Raw genomic sequence first — 21,011 nt, forward strand, 5'->3', positions numbered from 1 at the left:
AGACCGCTCGCGCCGCCACCCCGACCCAGGAGGATCTCCGTGTTCCCGACCCGAGCGCTTCTGATTCTCGCGTTTTTCGCCCCGATCGCCGCGGCCGGCGACGGCCCCATCCAGGACAACTCGTTCCTCGTGGAAGAGGCGTACAACCAGGAAACGAGGGTCGTGCAGCACATCAGCAACTGGACGCGCGACGACGACAGCGGCGACTGGGCCTACACCTTCACGCAGGAGTGGCCGGTGAGGAGCCAGAAGCACCAGCTCGGCTTCACGCTCCCCTACGTCCACCTCGAGGATCGCAACGGCGTCGGCGATCTGTTCGTCAACTGGCGCTACCAGGCGGTGGGAAGCGGCGAGACGCCGGTGGCGTTCGCGCCGCGCCTCTCGCTCCTCCTGCCGACCGGAGACGACGACCGCGGGCGCGGCTCCGGCGAGCTCGGCGCGCAGGTGAACCTCCCGCTCAGCGTCACCCTGGGAAAGAGGTTCGTCTCGCACCTCAATGCGGGGGCGACGATCGTCGCCGACCTCGACACGTGGAACGCGGGGGCGTCGCTGATCTGGCTCGCACGCCCGCGATTCAACGTGATGCTCGAGTCGTCCTACGTGGAGGGGGACGAGGACGCGATCTTCCTCGTCAGCCCCGGGGTCCGGTGGTCGCACGACCTGAAGAGCGGGCTTCAGATCGTCCCCGGAATCGCCGCGCCGATCGGGGTCGGCGCGAGCAGCGGCGCCCGCTCGATCTTCCTCTACGTCAGCTTCGAGCACCCCTACTGAGGTCCGGGGCGCGTCGCGACTCCAGGATCGCGTCCGCCGCGCGGTTCCCGTGGAAGAACGCCTCCTCGATCAGCGGCAGGCCCGCCAGGTCGGCGTTCGCGAAGTGAAGGCGGCCGAGCGGACGGGACGCCGCCACGCGATCCCGTCCGAAGCGGAACCCCGGCACCGCCCGCACCATCGCGTGCCCCCATTTCATGACGTCCAGCCGCGCGACGCGGGACCGAAGGTCGGGATGGGCGCGGTCGAGGTCGGACAGGACCCGCTCGGCGAGCTGGGGCTGCGTGGCCTTCTCCAGCCGGTCGCGGGCGTCGCGCGGGTCGCGACCGGCGAGCGCCTCGTACCAGGTCCACACCGTCTCGCCTCGGTCGATCCCCGCCTGGTGGGTGGCGACGACATAGCCGAGCGCGTCGCTCTCGTAGAGGACGTTGTCCCAGGCGGCGGGGAATCCGCGATCCACGGGGCGGTCGCGAAGGTGCAGGTTCGCGACGAGCCAGGGGGCGTAGGTGAAGGCGTCGAGGTGATCGGGGGGCTCGCGGCGCCACGGGCCGACGACGTGGCGCGCGACGAACTGGGGCGCCGCGAAGATCGCGTGCCGGGCGCGCAAGCCGCGGACCTCCCCCGACGCCGCGGCGGCGACGATCTCCACCCCCTCGGCGACCGGCTCGACGTCGATCGCGACCACCCCGGTTCGGATCGCGCCGCGGGCGAAACGGGCGAGGTGCGAAACGATGCGCCCGTTCCCCTCGGGCCACGTGAGCAGCGGCTCGGATTCGCGACCGGGCTTCGGAATCCGGGCCGCGAAGTAGTACAGCCCCGCCCAGGCGCTGGTCCCTTCCGCGCGCAGCCCGTAGTCGTCGCGGCAGGCGTAATCGACGAGCCACCGCAGGCGCGGCGAGCCGAACCCCCTCTCGTCCATCCACGACGCCATCGTGATCGCGTCGAGCGCGGCGAGGTCGGCGTCGTCGGAACCCGCGTCCGACGGGACCGCGAACGCGCGGCGACCGCGTCCGTCCACGCGCCCCGACCAATCGTCGAGGATCGACTGGAACCGACGCAGTTCCTCGAGGTCGGCCGGCCCGGCGCCGGCGGTCAGGTAGAGCCCCTCGTACCACCGCCCGCGGTAGAAGACCCGTTCCTCCGGGTCCCGGACGAGCACCTCCTCGGCGAAGACCGGCTCGCCCTCGACGTCGCGCCCCTCGACGACGCCCATCTCGTCGAGCAGCTCGACGAGGTCCGGATTGGAGGCCGCGGGAGCGGGGAGGTAGTGCGCCCCCCACGGATGCGCGAGTCCCCCGGTCCGCCCCGATCGCGAGGTGCCGCCGACCGCCGGCTCGACGTCGAGGAGCACGAAGTCCTCCACGCCCGCGCGGCGCAGCCGCCGCGCGGCGGCGAGTCCGGCAATCCCCGCGCCGACGATCGCGACCTCGACGTGCTCCCACCGATCGGGGCCGGGACGCTCGACGCGAGCCTCCCGGACCCGGTGTCCCAGCGAGGCCGCGGCGCCGACGACCTCCCCTTCCGGGAGCGGCGCCTGGATCGGCGCGAGCCGGCACGCCGCCGCCCCCGCGCTCGCCCCGAGGGCGGCGCGCAGGAAGTCGCGCCGCCTCATCGCTCCCATCGGCGCCACTCGTCCTCGTAGTAACGGACGAGCGCCTGGTTGTCGAGGCGGTTCACCTCGACCTCGACCGGCCCGAGATCGGGGGGCAGGGTGAACATCGCGCGAAGCGTCGCGTCGTCGAGGAACCGCAGGCCCTCGGGCGCGCGCTCGGGAGGATCGAACGGCATCGGCCGCGCGAGCACGAACCCCCAGACGCCGAACGACGGGACCGCGACCTGGTACGGCGCGACGTGCCACCCCGCGGACTCGAGGGTGCGCACGATGCACCAGAACGACCGCCGCGCGAACAGCGGCGAGCCCGCCTGCACCGCGATCGCGCCCCCCGGCGCCAGGCGGGCCGCGAGCAGCCGGTAGAAGCGCCGGGTGTACAGCTTGCCGAGGGCGAAGCTGTTCGGGTCCGGGAAGTCCGCGATCACGACGTCGAAGCGCGCGTCGTGCTCCTCGATCCACAACATGGCGTCGCGGTTCACGACGGTCACCCGCGGGTCCTCGAAGGCGCGCGCGTTGAGCTCGACCAGCGGAGGGAAGCGTCGCGACAGGTCGGTCATCCCCGGGTCGAGATCGACGAGGGTCACCGACGCGACCTCCGGGTACCGCAGCACCTCGCGCAGCGCCAGCCCGTCCCCCCCGCCCAGGATCAGCACCCGTCGCGGCCGCTCCACCGCGGCCATCGCGGGATGGGCGAGCGCCTCGTGGTAGCGGTACTCGTCGACGGAGTGGAACTGGAGGTTGCCGTTGAGGTACAGCGAGAAGCCGCTGCGTCCCTGGGTGACGACGATGCGCTGGTAGGGCGTGGTGACGGCCCGCACGATCTCGTCGGGGAAGAGGTCGGCCTCGGCGTAGGTCGCGAGCCGGTCGGCGCCGGCGAATCCCGCCCCCAGCAGGAGGACGACGCCCCCGGCCTGGAGCCGCAGGAGGCGCACGCCGCGGCCGAGCTCCGACCGCAGGAGCCACGTCCCCCAGAACGCGACGAGCCCGTTGAGGATCCCCATGAGCAGCGAGGTGCGCGTCAGCCCCAGGCGGGGCACGAGGAACAGCGGGAAGAGCAGCGACGCGACGAGCGCGCCGACGTAATCGAAGGCGAGGACCTTGGAGACCACTTCCTTGAACTCGAGGGACTCCTTCAGGATCCGCATCAGCAGCGGGATCTCGAGTCCGACGAGCACGCCGATCGCGAAGACGACGCCGTAGAGGAGCAGCGAGAACCAGGTGAGGCGGCCGAACCCCAGGTAGAGGATCGGCGCCGAGAGCCCGCCGAGCAGCGCGACCGCCGACTCGACCTCGACGAAGCGACGGGCGAGCCCCTTGTCGACGAAACGCGAGAGCCAGGCCCCGACCCCCATCGCCGAGAGGTAGATCCCGATCACGAGGGAGAACTGGGTGACGGAGTCCCCGAGCACGTACGACGCGAGGGTCCCCGCGAGCAGCTCGTAGACGAGCCCGCACACCGCCACCACGAACACGTTCGCGAAGAGCAGCGACGGGCGCGGCACCGGGATCAGCCGGAGATCGCGGCGGCGACGATGATCGCGAGCCCGAGCAGCGCGGCGCCCATCACGATCCCCATCGCGACGTTGTGGTCCTGCTCGATCTCCTTGCGCAGGGAGAAGGGCGAGAGCTTCCCCATCACCCAGATCGCGAACGCGAACAGGACGATCCCGAGCAGCGACCACATCGCCGTCTGCGCGAGCAGCGTGGCGAGGTCGCGCCAGGGGAGCAGGATTCCGAGAACGGACGTCATCATTTGCCTCCTCGGTAGCCGGAGTGCCAGAAATGGAAGGTGCGCGGCCCTCCCGGTGCCCGGGCCTCCGCGGGGAGGCGCTGCTCCGGGGCGTTGAAGAACTCCCGTCCGGTGAACGCCACGGCCGCCCATCCGGCGAGGACGATCGAGGCGAAGATCAGGTAACCCCTTGCCAGGCGGCTCATGCGTCGTCCTCCTCGGGGGCGACGTTGCTCTCCTCCCAGCGCCGCCGCTCGAACGCACTCCGGTGAAACAGCACCCCGATCGGGACGACGAGCAGCAGGGCGAGCGCCGCGAGCGCGTGCGTGAACCGCGCGACCCCCTGGGCGACTTTCACCCCCAGGCGGTCGGGCGGCTGCGCGCCGCCGCGTTCGGTCTCCAGGCGCAGCGTGTATTCACCGGACGCCGGAGCCGAGAGGTAGATGCGCCGCTTCCGGGTGCCTTCGCTCCACCGCTCGCCGCCGTCGCTCCCGTACCAGTAGTCGACCCCCGTCGAGAAGGGAATCACGCGCCCCGTCGCGGTCTCGAAGAAATCCCCCTCGACCCAAACCCACGCGTTGTCGACCCCGGCCCAGAGGTCGACCACGAGGTTCTTCCCGCCGGAGAGCCGCATCGGCGGGGAGAACCAGACCGTCGAGACTCCCGACCCGGTCGCCGGGGTGATGTCGACGGAGTCGGTGAGCACGGACGTCGGGCGGACGATCGTCGTGACGGCGAGCAGGAGCACGAGCCAGCCGGCCGCCGCCCAGGCGGCGAACCGGAAGAATCCGTCGTGCGGGTAGGGCTGGTTCGGCGCGATCCCGACCGGTCGATCGAGTCCTTCCACGCCGAACGCCCTCTCGACCTCGCCGACGGGCACGTAGCGCCCGTGCGACCAGGTGACCTCGGCGTCGCGCTCCTTCCCCCCTTTCGTCGACTCGCGCGAGAGCACGAACGGGGGCGAGACGAAGTCGACCGCGCGCACGCGCTCGCCGACGGCGACCTTCCACGGGAACTCGCCGGCGACCTCGTCCACCCGCGCCGGGGCGTCCTGGAACATCCGGTACGCGCGCGCGTCGTGGTAGGCGGCCGCCCCGGAGTCGACGACCTCTCCGACGGGGACCTGCTCCACGAGGCTGAAGTGACCGTCGCTGCGGACGAGCCAGCGGAATCCCACCACGCGCTCCCAGAGGAGGTATTCCTCCCACGGGTAGTCGATCCCGCCGATCTTCGCGGAGCGCACGAGGTACCCGATGACCGTCCAGGTCGTGCCGTCGAAGGCGGCCCGGGCGCCGATCGGCACGAACGGCTTGCGCCGCGGCCGCTCGAGGACGCGCAGCAGCTTCAGCTGCCCGCGGTCGGCGTCGAGCAGCGCGCCGCACGAGGGGCAGGTCACGCGCTGGGTCGCGTCGGGGGCGCGCAGCTCGAGCGCCCCCGCGCACTTCGGGCAGGACAGCTTGAGGGCGCCGATCGCGCGAGCCTCGCGCCCACGTGCCACGACGTCCGGGGCGAATCCGAGCGCCTCGAGGGTCGTGACGCGCCCGGCGAACAGGAGCGGCTGGTCCTCGGAGTAATCGAGGGTCGCGAAGGCACCGCCGGGCCCGGACAGGTCGGCGAAGTCGTAGGTTTCCCCCGGAGCGGCGCGGTAGGGGATCTCGCCGTCCGCCGCCGTCAGCGTCGCCGTCGAGACCTCGGCCACGACCCAGCGTGCGTGAGGGGGAAAGCCGGGGATCGCGACGGACGCTCCCGCCTCGAGGGAATCGAGCGCGGGAAGGTCGTTCGACGCGATCCGGCGCTCGGGGAACGTCCACGTGAACCGTCCCTGCGCCTCGGCGAGCCAGCCCCACCGCCCGTCCGAAAGCCAGGCGAACCACTCCTCCCAGACGGCTCCGGACGGGTGGGCGAGCTGCGCACGGCCGACGAGCTCGAAGGGGATCCCCTGCCAGACCCCCTTCAACCCGAGCGCGAGCGGAGAGTCGGTCTCGACGACCGCGCCGTACTTGCCGAGATCCTCGAGGCCGCGGTCCGCGCGGGCGATCGCCGAGCCGCAGAACGAGCAACGCTTGACCGCGGCGTCGCCCGTGCGGAACTCGACCGGCGCCGCGCACGCCGGACAGGAGGCGGCGGCCGGGCTCATCCCCGCTCCACCTCGCGCACGGCGACGCGGGCCGCGCCCAGGCCCTTCGCGAGCCGATCTTCCCACGGCCATCGCGGGGCCGGCCGGCAGCAGTAGAGGTTGAACGACGCCCAGCCGGACTCCGGGTAGGTGTGGCAGGCGAGGTGGGACTCCGCGAGGAGGTAGAGCCCGGTCACGCCTCCCGGTCCCGGGAAGACGTGCCAGGCCGGCTCCCCGACCACGCGAAGCCCGACGTCACGGACGACGCCGTCGCAGATCCCGCGCAGGCGAGCCGCGTCGGTGAGCGCCCCGGGGTCGCACCCCCAGGCGTCGACGATCCACTCCCTGCCCCGGTCCATGCCGCGAAGCCTACCGCGTCGGCCCGGCGTCGGGGCCGGCGAGCACGGTCACCTTCGTTTCCGCCTTCTCCGCGCCCATCGTGATCGTCGCCTTGTACGCCCCGGGAGGGACGAACTGCGTCTGGCCGAACTTGTCGGCGTCGACCGTCCCGACGACGTGTTTGGGGTCGGCGGTGAGGTCCCACACCACGCGGTTGACGCCCCGGCGGCTCGTCGCCGTGAGCGTGCGCACGACGAACCCGCTCGCGTCGGCGATCGCGATGGACACCGGCTCGGAGGCGCGGTCGTTGACCCAGAACTGGATCGCCGCGCCGGGGGGCGGGTTCTTCGCACGGAAGATCGCGTGCCCCGAGCCGTACGCTCGACCGAGGAACCATCGCGGCCGCGCGGGGGGGCCCTCGAAGGCGGCGAGCGGCTTCGCCATCAGCTCGGGGGTCAACTGGCCGAAGAACCACGCGTCGTCGAGGACCCAGACGCTGCGGCCGTGCGTGGCGACGACGAGGTCGCCTTCACGCGGATGCACGAGCAGGTCGTCGACCGGCGCGGGCGGGAGCGACCTTCCGTTGAGGCGCACCCAGTGCTTGCCGCGGTCGACCGTCGCGTAGGCCCCGAACTCCGTCCCGGCGTAGAGCGCCTGCGCGTTGCGCGGATCCTCGTGGAGCATCTTGACCGGAGCGTCCTTCGGGAGGTCCGCCTCGATCGCGCGCCACGTCTTCCCCAGGTCGTCGGTGGCGAGAACGATCGGGCGCTCCACGTCGGTGCGGTGTCCGTCGACCGACACGTACGCGCGCGCGGCGTCGTGCGCGGAGGGGACGACCGACGAGACGTACATCCCGCCGACCTCCTTCGGAGTCACCTCGCGCCACGTCGCCCCCGCGTCCTCGGTGACGTGCACCCGGCCGTCGTCGGTCCCCGCCCAGAGCAGCCCCTTCTTCGCGGTCGACTCGCGCAGCGCGGTCACCGTCCCGTGCGTCTCCGCCTCCGAGCCGACCGTCTGGATGCGGTCGACGTCCCGGCGCGAGAGGTCGGGGCTGATCGCCTCCCACGCCTCCCCTTTCCGCGTGAGCCGGAACACCCGGTTGCCGCCGAGGTACAGCACCGTCGGGTCGTGCGGAGAGACGAAGTAGGGGCTGTTCCAGTTGAAGCGGAACCGTTCCTGTCCCTCGCGCGGCGCGGGCTGCAGGAACTTCACCGCCCCCGTCCGGAGGTTCACGCGCAGCAGCACGGCCCCCTGCCCGGTCGCGTAGAACTGGTCGGGGTCGTCGGGATCGAACTGCACCGTGAACCCGTCCCAGCCGAAGATCTCGCGCCAATCGCGGTTGAGGATCCCGTCTTTCGGCTCGTCGTCGGTCCGGAAGATCGTCTCCGAGGGGCCGACCCAGGATCCGTTGTCCTGGAGGCCGCCCGCGATGCGGTAGGGATCGGCGCCGTCGACCGCCACGCGGTAGAACTGGCCGACCGCGAGGTTGTCCCGGTGCTCCCACGTCTTCGCACGGTCGACGGAGACGTAGACGCCGCCGTCGTTGCCGTCGAGGATCAGGCTCGGGTCCTCCGGGTGCACGACGAACGCGTGGTGGTCGACATGCACGAACTCGCTTCCGGAGCGGCGGAACGCCTTCCCCCCGTCGTCCGAGATCGCGACGTCCCAGCCGGGGAGGTAGACGCGATTCGCGTCCTTCGGGTCGACGGCGATCTTCGAGAAGTAGAACGGGCGGAAGTTGATGTCGCTCACCCGCGTCCAGCTCTCGCCGCGGTCGTCGGTGCGGAAGACGCCGCCGCTTACCGACCGGTCGTCGAACGGGTCGCGCCCGGTCCCGCCTTCGTCGCTCTCGACGACGGCGTAGACGATCTTCGGGTCCGCGGGGAACACGGCGAGGCCGATGCGGCCGGTGCGTCCCGGCAGCCCCTGCGTCAGCTTCTTCCAGCTCTTCCCCGCGTCGTCGGAGCGGAAGAGCCCTCCCTTCGCGGAGACCCCCGTGTAGCTCCACGGCGTGCGCCGCCTCGCGTACAGCGCGGCGTAGACCGTGTCGGGGCTCGCCGGATCGACCACGACCGCGCACGCCCCCGTGTCGGCGTCCACCTTCAGCACGTGTTGCCAGGTCGAGCCGCCGTCGGCGGTCCTGAAGACCCCGCGCTCGGGGTTGGGGCCCCAGAGTCGTCCGAGCGCCGCGACGTAGGCGACGTCGGGATCGCGCGGGTCGAGGGCGATCGCCGGGATGTCCCGGGTCGCCTGGAGGCCGACGTTCCGGAAGGTCGCTCCCCCGTCGGTCGAACGGTAGACGCCGTTCCCCCACGACGAGCTGTTGCGGTTGTTCCCCTCGCCGGTCCCGACCCACACGAGCTTGCCCTTCTCCCCGGCGACCGCGATCGAGCCGATCGACAGGAGCGGCTGATCGTCGAAGACCGGCGTCCACGAAACGCCCAGGTTCTCGGTGCGGAAGACGCCACCGGTGCCGAATCCGGCGTAGAAGCTCGTCCGGCTCCCGGGGACCCAGGCGATGGACGAGACGCGGCCGCCCATGTTCGCGGGGCCGACGCTTCGGAACGCGAGCCCGGAGACGTCGGCCGCCTCGAGGGTGCGTTTCGGGGGGGCGGCGGGCGCCGCGGGCGCGGCGAGGACGATCGACGCCACGGTGCATGCGAGGAACATCGGAACCTCCTGGGGCGCGGAGTATAGAAGGCGGGACGCTACAATCCCGGCAACGATGACGAACCATCCGCCGAATGCGCTCGACACGCGGCGAATCGTCGAGACTCCCGAGGGCGTCACTCTCGAGCTCGCGGTCGCCGGCCCCTTCGTCCGCGCGCAGGCCTGGATCGTGGACGCCCTCCTGCGCGGGATGATCTCGACGTTCGTCTCCATCCCCCTCGCCCTCCTCGGCCGCACCGGCGGGGGGATCCTGCTGATCGTGATGTTCCTCCTGACCTGGGCGTACCCCGTCGCCTTCGAGGTCCTGTTCGCGGGCGCGACGCCGGGGAAACGGCTGTTCGGCCTTCGCGTCGTGCACGACGACGGCACCCCCGTGGGGTTCCTCGCGTCGGCGGTCCGCAACCTCGTGCGCGCGGCGGACTTCCTCCCCTTCGGCTACGGGATCGGCCTCGGGTGCGTCCTCCTCCGGCACGACTTCAAGCGGATCGGGGACATCGCCGCCGGGACGGTCGTCGTCCACGAGTCGGCCGGGATGCGAAGGGCCGCCGCGCGCCCCGCCGCTCCCGCGCCCCCGCCGGTCCCTCTGACGGCGGCGGAGCAGCGTGCGATCGTCGAGTTCGGGGAGCGGCGCGCGACCCTCTCGGCGGACCGCGCGCGCGAGCTCGCCGACCTGCTCGAGCCCCTCGCCGGGAACGGCGATCGCGCGGTGGAGCGCCTCGCGGGGATGGCCGCCTGGATCGAGGGACGACGATGACGCGCGAGTCGTTCGTCGCGCGCCACGCCCCCACGTGGTCGGCCTTCGAGTCGACGCTCGCCGCGCTCGAGGTCCGGACCGGCGACGCCGGCGGCGCCGACCCCGCCGAGTTCGACGCGACGTATCGCGAGGTCTGCCGCCACCTCGCCCTCGCCCGCAAGCGTCTCTACGGCGCGGACCTCGAGAACCGGCTGCAGGCGCTCGCGCTGCGCGGCCATCGCCTCCTCTACGGCGCCCGTCCCGGCAACTGGCGCGCGCTCCTCGAGTTCTCGGCCCGGGGGTTTCCCCGGCTCGTGCGCGCGCAGGGATGGCTCGTCGCCTCGTCGTGTCTGCTGTTCTTCGGCTCGATGCTCGCCACCGCCGCCTGGACCGCCGGCGACCCCGAGCGGATCTACGAGATCCTCGGGGCCGACGCCGTCGCGCAGATGGAGTCGATGTACGACCCCTCGGCCGGGCACTTCGCCAAGCCCCGCGGCGCCGACAGCGACGTCCAGATGTTCGGCTTCTACGTCTGGAACAACGTCTCCATCGCCTTCCGGACCTTCGCCGGGGGAGTGTTGCTCGGGGTCGGCTCGATCCTCGTGCTCGTCTTCAACGGCGTCGTGATCGGAGCGGTGTCGGGACACCTCACCGCGATCGGGTTCGGCACGACCTTCTGGAGCTTCGCGATCACCCACGGCGCGCTCGAGCTCCCCGCGATCGCCCTCGCCGGGGCCGCGGGGCTGCGGCTGGGGCTGCCGGTGATCGCCCCCGGCAGGAAGAGCCGGGCCCGGGCGCTGCGGGACGGGGCGATCGACGCCGGCCGGATCGTCTGCGGCGTCGCCGGGATGCTCGCCCTCGCCGCCGTCCTCGAGGCTTTCTGGTCGGCCTCGCTCGCGATCCCGAACGGGGTCAAGTTCGGCGTCGGGGGCTCGTTGTGGGCCGCGGTTCTGGCCTACTTCGCCCTCGGAGGACGTCGCCGTGCGGCTTGACCGCGTCACCGCCGTCCTCCGCCCGCGCTCCCCCTCCGAGGCGGTCGACCTCGGCTTCACGATGGCGCGCACGTCGTGGAAGCCGGTCTGGGGAGCGATGCTCGCGTTGTGCCTTCCGATCGCGTTCCTGGCCGCCGCGGCCTTCCGCGAGCGCCCGTGGGCGGCGTGGCTCGTCGTCTGGTGGTTGAAGCCGCTGTACGACGCCGCGATCCAGTTCGTGTTGTCGCGCCTGCTCTTCGGCGAGACGCCGGGGGGTGAGGCGCTGCGACGCGCGATCCCGTCGATCCTCCGGGGCACCGTCCTGCCCGGCCTCCTGTGGCGGCGTTTCGCGCCGTCGCGTTCGTTCGCGATGCCCGTCGCCCTGCTCGAGGAGCTGCGCGGCGGCGAGCGCTGGAAACGATTCCAGACCCTCGCCCAGGACGGCCGCGGCACCGCGATGCTGCTGATGGGGATGTGCGCCCTCTTCGAGCTCGTCGTCGCGATGGGCGCGATGGGCTTTCTCACCCTGATGATCCCCGACGCCGACGGCAGCTTCTGGAGCCGCTTCTTCGAGGAGCCGACCTCGATCGCCTCGCGGAACACCTACGCCTGGGTGGCGGCTGCCTCCTTCACCCTCGCGACGATCGCGATCGAGCCGTTCTACGCCGCCGCGGGGTTCGCGCTCTACCTCAACCGCCGGACGTGGCTGGAGGCCTGGGACGTCGAGATCGCGTTCCGCCGACTGGGCGCGCGCCTCGGTCGGGCCGGCGTCGCGGTCCTGCTCGCCGTCGCCGCGCTCGCCCCCGCGGCGGGAGCCGCCGAACACTCCCCCCTCCCCGAGCCGGAGACGGCGATCCGCGAAGTCCTCGCCGACCCCGAATTCGGGGGAACGGAGAAGGTCACGGTGCTGCGCCCGCGGTGGAAGCCGAAGCCGAGCGAGGCGGAACCCCGCGACTTCCGGTTCGCTCCCTGGCTCGCGGAGGTCCTCGAGATCCTCGTGTGGTCCACGGCCGCCGCGCTGATCGCCGTCCTCGTCGTCGCGGTCGCCCGCGCGGCGGGGCTGCCGAGCTTCCGGCGCGCGGCGAGGCCGCCGCCGCCCCCCGAGACGCTGTTCGGCCTCGACATCCGCGCGGAGTCCCTTCCCGACGACCCCGCCGCCGAGGCGCGGGCGCTCTGGGCGCGCGGCGAGCGTGCCGCCGCGCTGAGCCTGCTGTACCGCGCGTCGCTCTCGCGCCTCGCGGTCGACGAGGGGTTCGTCCTCGGTCCCGCCGCGACGGAAGGGGACTGCGTGAGGCTGGTCGAGCGTCGTTTCCCCCCCGCGCTCGCGGGGTTCTTCCGCCGCCTGACGCGCGCGTGGCAGGCCACCGCCTACGCCCACCGGCCGCCGGACGACGCGGAAGCGGACGCGCTCCTGGGCGAGTGGGGCACGCACTTCGGGGCGGCGTCGTGACGCGCGCGCGCGCGGCGTGGATCGGGTTCGGCGTCGTCGCGCTGCTGACGGTCGTCTTCTTCCTCTGCTTCGAGTTCGTCGAGGAGAACGTCGATCGCCCGTACGGCCCCCAGGCGCGTCGCAACCCGCTCCTCGCGGCGGAGCGCCTCGCCGTGCGCCTGGGCGTCCCCGCGCGATCGGTCGTGCGCCTCGAGGAGGTCCCCCCCGTCGGAGAGGTCGTCGTCTTCGCGGACGACCGGCGGCTGCGCACCCGCTCCGAAGCGCGACGGGTCGTGGAGTGGATCGGGCTCGGCGGCCGCGCGATCGTCGTCGCGCCGTTCGCGGCGGTGGACGGGGAGGCGGTCGACCCGCTCCTGAACGCGCTCGGGTTCGAGGTCGTCGAGCCCGACGATACACGGTTCGGCTACCTGCGCCTGGTGCTTCCCGGCGACGCGACTCCGTTGTTCCTGCGTTACTTCGGCCGCGTGCGCCTCCTCCCCGTCGACGAGGCGGAGCTCTTCGAGGCGGAGGTCCTTCAGCCCCGGCGGGCGGAAGGGGCGTCGGACGCGCAGGCGGCGAAAGTCGAGGAGCTGCTCGATCGCCTTCGCCGGGAGCGGGAGGGCGAGGACGACGACGACCCCGCCGAGTACCCGGCGGGCCCTTCCCCCGCGGCGGACGACGACGTCGGCGAGTTCGCCACGATCGCGCGCGTCACCGTCGGGAAGGGCTCGGCCGTCGTCCTCAGCGACGCCGACTTCCTCGCGAACGCCGAGATCGGAGCCCTCGATCACGCCCGTGCCGCGTGGCGCCTCCTCACCCTGGACGGCCCTCCGAGCGGGATCGTGTTCGTGCACGGCGCCTCCGAGCCCCGGTTCTTCTCCAGGGTCGCGGGGGCGGTGTGGCCGGGCCTGCTCGCCTCGGCGATCCTCCTCGGCGCCCTCGCGTGGCGCGAGGGGCGGCGCTTCGGCCCCGCCGAGCCGGAAGCCCCGCTCGTCCGCCGCCGCCTGATGGAGCACGTCGAGGCGACGGGGAGGTTCCACTGGCGTCGCGGCGACGCCGAGCTCCTCCTCGGCGGCGCGCGCCGTGCGATCGCGGCGAGGCTCCAGCGTCGCCGCCCGCACCTCGCCGACCAGCCGCTCGAGCGGCGCGTCGCCGCGCTCGCGGAGCTGTCGGGGCACTCCCCGGCCGAAGTCGAACACGCCCTCACGCCGGGGTCCCCCGGCGGTTCCGACGCCTTCACCCGCGTCGTCCGCACCCTCGAAGCGATCCGGAGGCATCTGTGACCGAGCCGAACGACTCCATCACCCACGCCGTGGAGGTCGCCCGCCGCCTTCGCGAGTCCGTCTCCCGCGCCGTCGTCGGCCAGGCGACGCTCCTCGACGAGGTGCTCGCGGGGTTCCTCGCCTCGGGGCACGTCCTGCTCGAAGGGGTCCCCGGTCTCGGCAAGACCCTGACGGTGCTCGCCCTGGCGAAGGCGTTCGGCGGGAAGTTCTCGCGCATCCAGTTCACCCCCGACCTGATGCCCGCGGACGTCGTCGGCCACGCGATCTACGAGCCCCAGACCGGGCAGTTCCGCACGCGCCAGGGCCCGGCGTTCACGAACCTCCTCCTCGCCGACGAGATCAACCGCGCCCCCGCGAAGACGCAGTCGGCGCTCCTCGAGGTGATGCAGGAGCGGCAGATCACGATCGAGGGGCAGTCGTTCCCCCTCGCCCCGCCCTTCATGACGCTCGCGACGCAGAACCCGATCGAGCTCGAGGGGACCTACCCGCTCCCCGAGGCGCAGCTCGACCGGTTCCTGCTCAAGGTCCGCATCCAGCACCCGGGCGAGGCCGAGGAGATCGCCATCGTCGAGGCGGCGACGCGCGGCCACGTGGGAGACCGCCTCGACGTCTCCACGGTCGAGACCGTCGCCGACGCCGCCCAGGTCGTCGAGGCGCAGCGTGTCGCCGCGCGACTGCTCGTGGACGCGCGCGTCCTCGGGTACGCGACCCGCCTCGCCCGCGCCACGCGCACCTGGCCGGGGGTCGCGATGGGCGCCGGCCCGCGGGGCTCGATCTCCCTCGTGCGCGCCGCCCGCGCCGTGGCCCTCCTCGATGGGCGCGACTTCGTCACCCCCGACGACGTGAAGGCGATCGCGCTCCCGGCGCTTCGCCACCGGATCACCCTCGCTCCCGACCTCGAGATCGAGGGGCGCCACCCCGACGACGTCCTGCGCGCCGTCCTCGAGTCGGTCGAGGCCCCGCGCGCGTGACCCCGTCGCGCCGCCTCGCGTGGGTCCTCGCGGCGTGGGCCGCGGCCGGGTTCCTCCTTCCGGTCGGTCCCTTCGTGCTCCCGGTGTGGGCGTACGCGGGCCTCGCGATCTTCGGCCTTCTGGGGATCGATGCGATCCTCGGCTCCCGACGGCGGACGCCGACGCTCACGCGGAAGGTGCAGGACGCGTTGCCGCTCGGCGATCCGTCGGAGGTCGTGCTCCACCTCGCGCACGAGGGGAGTCGCCCGCTCGCCGTCGAGGTGTTCGATCACCCGCCCGAAGCGTTGAGCACGGACGGGCTTCCCCTGCACGTGACGGTCCGTCCCGAAACGCCGGCCGAAGTCCGCTACCGCGTCACCCCGACCGCGCGCGGCTCGATGCGCTTCGACCGGGCATGGGTTCGATTCCCGTCGCCTCTGGGGCTGTGGGAGTGCCGCCGTCGCGCGGGCGCGGAGCACACGATCCGGGTCTTCCCGAACTTCCGGAAGGCGGCGCGCTGGTCGCTCTACGCGGTCGACAACCACGCGAGCCGGCTGGGAGTGCGCCTGCGCCCGCGTCGCGGCGAGGGAACCGAGCTGCGTGAGCTCCGGGAATACCGCGAAGGCGACGCGATCCGGCAGATCGACTGGAAGGCGACCTCACGGCTGCGCCGGCCCATCTCGCGGGAGTACCAGGCGGAGCGCGACCAGCAGGTGGTGTTCCTCCTCGACTGCGGCCGGACGATGCGTGCCGTCGACGACGGCGCGGCGCACTTCGATCATGCGCTCAACGCGGTCCTCCTGCTCGGTTACGTCGCCCTGAGGCAGGGGGACGCCGTGGGCCTTCTCGCGTTCGGCTCGACCCCGCGCTGGCTCGAGCCGGTGCGCGGCCCCGGCGGGATGAAGACGCTCCTGGAGGCGGTCTACGACCTCGAGACGGCGCCGCAGGCGTCGGACTACGCCGTGGCGGTCGCCGACCTGCTCGCACGGCAGCGCCGGCGCGCGCTCGTCGTCGTGATCTCCAACCTCGGCGACGGGGAGGGGTTCGAGGTCGCGGCGCCCCTGCAGACCCTGCGACGCAAGCACCTCGTCGTGCTGGGCTCGCTGCGCGAGGCGGCGCTCGATCGCGCGCTCGCGGCGCCGGTGGCGGGGTTCGACGCGGCGCTGCGGATCGCCTCGACCCACCGTTTCCTCGAGGCCCGCGAGCGCGCGCACCGCGGCTTCCAGTCGCGCGGCATCCACGTGCTCGATTGCCCGCCGTCGGAGCTGCCGCCGGCGCTGGTCAATCGCTACCTCGACATCAAGCGGGCTGGGACGCTGTAAATAGGGACAGGAACCTATTTCCGACCTCCGGTCGGCCATCGGCAGACCTCGCGGTCATAGGAGACGACGTCCGAAGCCAAGTCTCCTTCGCCGAGACAGATCTCCTTCGTGGCGGAACCCCAACGCTCGCGGCTGGTCGGGAGCAGCGGGGTGTAGTCCCGTTCCAGCTCGCCATCGCATCCCGGGCTCACCAGAACGACGCCGAGACCATCTGAGAAATAGAGAACGGAGCGCCCCCACCCATCGAGGATGGGACCGACAGCGTCCTTCGATGCAGGATCGACGGCCGTGGCGATCCGCTCGAACGGAACCAATCGTCCCCCGCTGTCGGGATAACGATCGCCTCGGCGCAGTTTCTCGGAGGCCGTGACAACCGCCCGGCGGATCGCCGCGTACGTTCGTTCGACATCCGCATCATCGAACGAGGCGCAGCCGTCCACCGCTGCGCCGGCGCAGAGCGCAGGGTTCGTTTCGACCTCCGCGAGGCGACGGTCAACGCATTCCGAAGGACTGCCACTCTGCGCGAAGCCGTACACGTCGATGTCGACGTCGCAACCGAGGGTGGAGCAGATCCGATCGCAGTAGTCGCGCGGAAGCTCGACCGACCGCTCTTCGCCCGCGACCCACTCGTCGGCTCCAGGCCACGGAAGCGACAGGAACACCTCCCCGGAGCGGTCGCCGGCGCGACGAAGGTCGATCGCCTCGGTTTCATCGGAACGTCGCAGACTCGTTCCCGACCCGTTGACCAGGACCAGCCGTCTCGTCGCGTCGATTCGCGCGCGAATGCCCTCCTCGGTATTGCACGATTCCACGACGACGGGTTCGCGACCGGGATCGGCCACTAGGAAGCGACGGAGCGACTCCGACTCGCCGACGGTGATGCGGAAGGCTGCGCCGTTGCGCTCGTTGCCTTGCTTGTCGACCAGAGTGGGGCGCACGGAATAGGTGCCGGGCGCTACCTTCGAGGCGTCCCACGCCCCTTCTTTCCCTGAGTCGAAGACGACCGCGATCCCCTCGGTGCCCTCGGAGCCGGTCAGCGCCAGCGATCGGATGCGCAGCGGGCAGGGAACTTGCGGACAACCGTCCGACGCCGTCCACGTGCGACCTGGCGACGCGTGGACGACCGTGGCGAAGCATCCGATCAGCAGGCCTGTGAGAGCAGCCCCCAACGTGTTCTGAACGTTCCCGTTGCGGGCAGCGCGCCGACCGAGACGATGCAGCACCGCCGCCACGACCATCGCCACGCCGGTCGCGAGCAGAACCCAGCCGGTGAAGCGCGGCCCCCGGATCGCCAGCGTGAGCGCGGCGGCAACGATCATCGTGACGCCCAACGCATCGGCGAGCCGCTTTCCCCGATCTCCCCGGCGTCGAATCCAGATGAGGACGTACCCGACACCGATACCGACCGCCGCGGGGTAGAGGGTCTCTACGAGATCCATGGGCACCGCCCTCCCGTCCGATTGCCCGGGAGTGTAGCGCCGAGTCGTTAATTGGTGCCTGTCCCTATTTTTCGATGCGGACGCCGCGGCGCTGCATCGCCTCGGACAAGACGGCGGCGATCTTCCTGGGGTTGCCGAGCAGGCGCGGCACCTCGATCACGACCCCCTCGGAGATGGAAAGCGTCAACCCCGGCCGCAGGGCGATCGCGATCTGCGTGAGATCGTCGAGGCGCACGGCGATCACCCGGCCGAGGAGGTCGCACGACGCCACGTGCGTCTCCGTCAACACGAGCCGCCGCCGCCACGCCTCGAAGAGCGCCCAGATGCAAAGGAGCGGCGCGCCGTAGCCGTAGATCTTGAGGACCCCCGGCCACGTCGCCGCGAACGCCCCCCAGATCGTGATCGCCCCGAGCACGGACAGCCCGATGCGAAGCCACCACGGGTAACGCCAGATCCTCACGGGAGTGCCGAGATCTTCCGGGATTCGCATCAGTCGAGACTCTTCTTGAACCGCAGCGCGGCGAGCGACACGACGAGGACGCCGAAGCCGGCGAGGGCCAACGCTTCCGGCCACAACACGTCGAACCCCGACCCCTTGAGGAAGACCCCGCGGATCACGTTGTTGAAGTAACGCAGCGGGATCCCGTACGTCGCCAGCTGCATGGGCCTCGGCATGTTCTCGATCGGGAAGATCAGCCCCGACAGGTAGATCATCGGGACCATCAGCAGGAAGGTCGCCGTCATCATCGCCTGCTGCTGCGTGCGGACGAGGGTCGAGACGAACACCCCGAGGCCCAGCGTCGTCGGCAGGAACAGGACCGTGAACAGCAGCAGCGTCCCCAGCGACCCGCGCATCGGCACGCCGAACAGCACACGCGCCAGGGTCGTGACGAGCACCGTGACCACGAGTCCGATCACGAAGAACGGGACGAGCTTCCCGACGATGAGCTGCCACGGGCGCACGGGGGTCACGATCAGCTGCTCGAGCGTGCCGATCTCCTTCTCGCGAACGACGGCCATCGACGGGAGGATCAGGGTCACGAGCATCAGCACCATCGCGAGGATCGCGGGGACGTAGAACCACCGGCTCAGCAGGTCGGGGTTGTACCAGACCCGCGGGACGAGCGTGATCCCTTTCAACGTCCTCGCCTGCGCGGCGACGCCCGCTTCCCCGACGATCCGGCCGGCGTATCCCATCCCGATCACCCCGGAGATCGAGTCGGTGCCGTCGGCGAGGACCTGGACGTCCGCCGTGCGCCCCGTCGCGAGGTCGGAGCCGAAGTTCGCGCCGATCACCAGGCCGATCTGCGCGCGCCCTTCCGACAGCCACCGGTCCACCCCGCCGATCTCGGGCTCGACGCCGACGAGCTCGAAGTACCCCGACCCGGTGAAGCGGTCGACGAGCTCGCGGCTCGCGGAGCTCTGGTCGCGGTCGACCAGCACGAACGGGATGTCGCGGACGTCGAGGTTCGCGGCGAAGCCGAGGGCGAGCAGCTGCACGAGCGGGCCGACGATCATCGCCGGGATCATCTTCTTGTCGCGGCGGAGCTGCTGGAACTCCTTCACGATGACGCGCCAGAGGACCTGCATCTTCAGTTCCCCCGCTTGACGAGGCGCACCCACGCGAGGGTCAGGATGATCGTCGCGTAGGCGGCGAGGAAGAGGACGTCCTCGAGGTAGGGTCCGAGCCCCTCCCCCTTGAGGATGATCCCGCGCAGCGCGATCAGGTAATAACGAGCGGGGACGGCGTAGGTCACCCACTGCAGCGGCTCGGGCATCGAGCGGATCGGGAAGATGAACCCCGAGAGGAAAATCGCGGGAAGCATCGAGGAGATCGTGCCGACCTGGAACGCCATCGCCTGCGTGTCGGCGAGGCTCGACACGAAAAGACCCCAGCCGAGCGCGCCCAGCAGGTAGAGGAGGGTTACGGCGAACAGGTGCAGGTACGGTCCCTTGATCTCCACCCCGAAGAGAAGGCGCGCGGTCACGAGGATCACGATCGTCGCGAGCAGGGAGATCCCGAGGAACGGCAGGACCTTCCCGAGGATCAGCTGGCCGGGGCGCAGCGCCGTCACCCGCAGCTGCTCCATCGTGCCTCGCTCCTTCTCGCGAACGACGGAGAGGGCCATCGAGACGACGGCGGTGAGCATCAGGATGAAGCCGATGAGGCCGGGCACGAGGAACTGCGTCGACTCGAGGTCGGGGTTGTACCAGACGCGCGGCCGATACTCGATCGGGACCTGCGTCCCGGGGGCGCCCTCGCCGTACCGCTCGACCCGGATCGCGCGGTTGCGCGACTCGACGACCCCCTGCGCGTACCCGAGGAGGGTCGTCGCGGTCTGGGAGTCGGTCCCGTCCACGAGCATCTGCACGGGGGCGTTCCGCCCGCTCTCGAGGTCGTCGCCGAACCCCTCGGGAATCACCAGGATCGCCTTGGCGCGGCGACGCTCGGTGACCCGCTCGAGGTCGGCTCCGGCCGGGAGGTCCACGGCGAGGTCGAAGTAGGTCGACCGGACGAAGGCGTCCACGAGCGCGCGGCTCGCCCGCGTCTTGTCGTTGTCCTGCACCGCGAGCGCGACGTGCTTGACGTCGAAGTTCAGGGCGTATCCGTAGAGCAGGAGCATCATCGCCGGGACGCCGACGAGCATCGCGAGGCTCAGGGGGTCGCGCCGGATCTGGCGGAGCTCCTTCAGGGCGACGGCGAGGATCTTCTTCACCGCTTCGCCTCCTCCGCCTCGACGGAGTGGATGAACACGTCCTCGAGGGACGGGACGATCCGCTCCGCGCGCGCGGGGCCGAGCCCCGCGCCTTCGAGGGCCGTCACGAGCAGCGGGGCCGACGCGGTCGGGTCCTCCACGACGACGTGCAGCCGCGTCCCGAACATCGACGCCTCGAGGACGCTCGGGTGCCGCTCGAGCAGGTCGAGGGCGTCGAGGGGCCTCGCGGAGGCGACCTCGAGGATCGCGCGACCGGCGAAGACCTCCTTCAGCTCCGCGACGGTCCCGAGGGCGACCCTCCGGCCGGCGTGGATCAGGGCGATCCGATGGCAGTGCTCGGCCTCGTCGAGGTAGTGCGTCGTGACGACGACGGTCACGCCTTCGCTCGAGAGGGCGTCGATCCGCTCCCAGAAGCGACGGCGGGAGATCGGGTCGACGCCTCCGGTGGGCTCGTCGAGGAAGACCACGCGCGGCGCGTGCATCATCGAGCAGACCAGCGCGAGGCGTTGTTTCCACCCGGCGGAGAGCGCCTTCGTTGCCGCGTCGTCCTTCCCCGCCAGCTCCGCGCTCTCGATCGCCCACCCCACGCGCTCGCGCAGCGCCTTGCCGTGCAGACCGTAGATCCCCCCGTAGAACTCGAGGTTCTGGCGCACGGTCAGGTCGTCGTAGAGGCTGAACCGCTGGGTCATGTACCCGATGCGGTGCTTGACCGCCTCGGGGTCGTTCGCGACGTCCACGTCGAGAACGCGGATGGAACCGGAGGTCGGCCGCATCAGCCCGCACAACATCCGGATCGTCGTCGACTTCCCGGCGCCGTTGCTCCCGAGCAGCCCGAAGATCTCCCCGGGGCGCACGTCGAGGTCGACGGCGTCGACGGCGGTGAACGCCCCGAAGCGCTTGGTCAGCGCGCGGGTCTCGATCGCGGCCTCCACC

At 71.6% G+C, this 21,011-nt stretch carries 19 protein-coding genes; 7 read left to right on the plus strand and 12 right to left on the minus strand.

Features of this window, described 5'->3' with window-relative positions:
* Positions 1-39 precede the first annotated feature (39 nt).
* Positions 40-771 (plus strand): transporter, encoded by a 732-nt coding sequence (locus tag VF139_12095; GenBank protein HEX6852132.1) that lies wholly within the window; start codon positions 40-42, stop codon positions 769-771.
* Here the strand turns inward: VF139_12095 and VF139_12100 are convergent.
* The 7 genes from VF139_12100 to VF139_12130 are packed head-to-tail and all read right to left on the minus strand — an operon-like array spanning position 749 to position 9,234.
* Positions 749-2,389, minus strand: coding sequence for an FAD-dependent oxidoreductase (locus VF139_12100; protein ID HEX6852133.1), 1,641 nt, complete (start codon positions 2,387-2,389; stop codon positions 749-751). The genes VF139_12095 and VF139_12100 overlap by 23 nt on opposite strands.
* Positions 2,377-3,882 (minus strand): polyamine aminopropyltransferase, encoded by a 1,506-nt coding sequence (locus VF139_12105; protein ID HEX6852134.1) that lies wholly within the window; start codon positions 3,880-3,882, stop codon positions 2,377-2,379. Before VF139_12105 ends, VF139_12100 begins: the two co-directional genes overlap by 13 nt.
* Before the next feature lie 5 nt (positions 3,883-3,887).
* On the minus strand, positions 3,888-4,130 hold the full coding sequence (locus tag VF139_12110) for a DUF350 domain-containing protein (protein HEX6852135.1): 243 nt from the start codon (positions 4,128-4,130) through the stop codon (positions 3,888-3,890).
* The gene (locus VF139_12115; protein ID HEX6852136.1) at positions 4,130-4,315 is read right to left on the minus strand and encodes a hypothetical protein; all 186 of its coding nucleotides are present in this window, start codon (positions 4,313-4,315) and stop codon (positions 4,130-4,132) included. The genes VF139_12110 and VF139_12115 overlap by 1 nt, the downstream gene beginning before the upstream one ends.
* Positions 4,312-6,246 carry a DUF4178 domain-containing protein gene (locus VF139_12120; protein HEX6852137.1) on the minus strand — a complete coding sequence of 645 codons (1,935 nt, stop codon included), beginning with the start codon at positions 6,244-6,246 and terminating at the stop codon, positions 4,312-4,314. The genes VF139_12115 and VF139_12120 overlap by 4 nt, the downstream gene beginning before the upstream one ends.
* Positions 6,243-6,584, minus strand: a complete 342-nt coding sequence (locus VF139_12125) for an S-adenosylmethionine decarboxylase (GenBank protein HEX6852138.1) — start codon at positions 6,582-6,584, stop codon at positions 6,243-6,245. Before VF139_12125 ends, VF139_12120 begins: the two co-directional genes overlap by 4 nt.
* Positions 6,585-6,594: 10 nt before the next feature.
* Positions 6,595-9,234 carry a hypothetical protein gene (locus VF139_12130; GenBank protein HEX6852139.1) on the minus strand — a complete coding sequence of 880 codons (2,640 nt, stop codon included), beginning with the start codon at positions 9,232-9,234 and terminating at the stop codon, positions 6,595-6,597.
* 55 nt (positions 9,235-9,289) lie between these two features.
* On the opposite strand from VF139_12130, the gene VF139_12135 reads away from it, so the two are divergent.
* From VF139_12135 to VF139_12160, 6 genes are read left to right on the plus strand one after another with little or no spacing between them, the layout of a single operon-like run.
* Positions 9,290-9,988 (plus strand): RDD family protein, encoded by a 699-nt coding sequence (locus tag VF139_12135; protein ID HEX6852140.1) that lies wholly within the window; start codon positions 9,290-9,292, stop codon positions 9,986-9,988.
* A complete protein-coding gene (locus tag VF139_12140; GenBank protein ID HEX6852141.1) occupies positions 9,985-10,959 on the plus strand; it encodes a stage II sporulation protein M in 975 nt (324 codons plus the stop codon). Before VF139_12135 ends, VF139_12140 begins: the two co-directional genes overlap by 4 nt.
* Positions 10,949-12,388, plus strand: a complete 1,440-nt coding sequence (locus VF139_12145; GenBank protein HEX6852142.1) for a DUF4129 domain-containing protein — start codon at positions 10,949-10,951, stop codon at positions 12,386-12,388. The genes VF139_12140 and VF139_12145 overlap by 11 nt, the downstream gene beginning before the upstream one ends.
* Positions 12,385-13,650: a DUF4350 domain-containing protein gene (locus VF139_12150; protein ID HEX6852143.1), complete on the plus strand. Its 1,266-nt coding sequence runs from the start codon at positions 12,385-12,387 to the stop codon at positions 13,648-13,650. Before VF139_12145 ends, VF139_12150 begins: the two co-directional genes overlap by 4 nt.
* Positions 13,647-14,621, plus strand: coding sequence for a MoxR family ATPase (locus VF139_12155; protein HEX6852144.1), 975 nt, complete (start codon positions 13,647-13,649; stop codon positions 14,619-14,621). The genes VF139_12150 and VF139_12155 overlap by 4 nt, the downstream gene beginning before the upstream one ends.
* Positions 14,618-15,922, plus strand: a complete 1,305-nt coding sequence (locus tag VF139_12160) for a DUF58 domain-containing protein (GenBank protein HEX6852145.1) — start codon at positions 14,618-14,620, stop codon at positions 15,920-15,922. The genes VF139_12155 and VF139_12160 overlap by 4 nt, the downstream gene beginning before the upstream one ends.
* A gap of 14 nt (positions 15,923-15,936) precedes the next feature.
* Here VF139_12160 and VF139_12165 read toward each other — a convergent pair whose 3' ends face one another.
* From VF139_12165 to VF139_12185, 5 genes are all read right to left on the minus strand, one after another.
* On the minus strand, positions 15,937-17,361 hold the full coding sequence (locus VF139_12165; protein HEX6852146.1) for a hypothetical protein: 1,425 nt from the start codon (positions 17,359-17,361) through the stop codon (positions 15,937-15,939).
* 64 nt (positions 17,362-17,425) lie between these two features.
* The gene (locus VF139_12170) at positions 17,426-17,851 is read right to left on the minus strand and encodes a hypothetical protein (GenBank protein ID HEX6852147.1); all 426 of its coding nucleotides are present in this window, start codon (positions 17,849-17,851) and stop codon (positions 17,426-17,428) included.
* Positions 17,851-18,951: an ABC transporter permease gene (locus tag VF139_12175; protein ID HEX6852148.1), complete on the minus strand. Its 1,101-nt coding sequence runs from the start codon at positions 18,949-18,951 to the stop codon at positions 17,851-17,853. The genes VF139_12170 and VF139_12175 overlap by 1 nt, the downstream gene beginning before the upstream one ends.
* 2 nt (positions 18,952-18,953) lie before the next feature.
* On the minus strand, positions 18,954-20,078 hold the full coding sequence (locus tag VF139_12180) for an ABC transporter permease (protein HEX6852149.1): 1,125 nt from the start codon (positions 20,076-20,078) through the stop codon (positions 18,954-18,956).
* Positions 20,075-21,010, minus strand: coding sequence for an ABC transporter ATP-binding protein (locus tag VF139_12185; protein ID HEX6852150.1), 936 nt, complete (start codon positions 21,008-21,010; stop codon positions 20,075-20,077). Before VF139_12185 ends, VF139_12180 begins: the two co-directional genes overlap by 4 nt.
* Between the last annotated feature and the right edge of the window lies 1 nt (position 21,011).

The sequence above is a fragment of the Candidatus Polarisedimenticolaceae bacterium genome, from assembly GCA_036376135.1.
In the GTDB taxonomy this organism is placed as follows: Bacteria; Acidobacteriota; Polarisedimenticolia; order Polarisedimenticolales; family DASRJG01; genus DASVAW01.

Coding starts and splice junctions, on each gene's coding strand:
- VF139_12100 (HEX6852133.1), bottom strand. CDS start 2,389: ATGGGAGCGATGAGGCGGCGCGACTTCCTGCGCGCCGCCCTCGGGGCG.
- VF139_12110 (HEX6852135.1), bottom strand. CDS start 4,130: ATGACGTCCGTTCTCGGAATCCTGCTCCCCTGGCGCGACCTCGCCACG.
- VF139_12115 (HEX6852136.1), bottom strand. CDS start 4,315: ATGAGCCGCCTGGCAAGGGGTTACCTGATCTTCGCCTCGATCGTCCTC.
- VF139_12120 (HEX6852137.1), bottom strand. CDS start 6,246: ATGAGCCCGGCCGCCGCCTCCTGTCCGGCGTGCGCGGCGCCGGTCGAG.
- VF139_12125 (HEX6852138.1), bottom strand. CDS start 6,584: ATGGACCGGGGCAGGGAGTGGATCGTCGACGCCTGGGGGTGCGACCCC.
- VF139_12130 (HEX6852139.1), bottom strand. CDS start 9,234: ATGTTCCTCGCATGCACCGTGGCGTCGATCGTCCTCGCCGCGCCCGCG.
- VF139_12135 (HEX6852140.1), top strand. CDS start 9,290: ATGACGAACCATCCGCCGAATGCGCTCGACACGCGGCGAATCGTCGAG.
- VF139_12140 (HEX6852141.1), top strand. CDS start 9,985: ATGACGCGCGAGTCGTTCGTCGCGCGCCACGCCCCCACGTGGTCGGCC.
- VF139_12165 (HEX6852146.1), bottom strand. CDS start 17,361: ATGGATCTCGTAGAGACCCTCTACCCCGCGGCGGTCGGTATCGGTGTC.
- VF139_12170 (HEX6852147.1), bottom strand. CDS start 17,851: ATGCGAATCCCGGAAGATCTCGGCACTCCCGTGAGGATCTGGCGTTAC.
- VF139_12175 (HEX6852148.1), bottom strand. CDS start 18,951: ATGCAGGTCCTCTGGCGCGTCATCGTGAAGGAGTTCCAGCAGCTCCGC.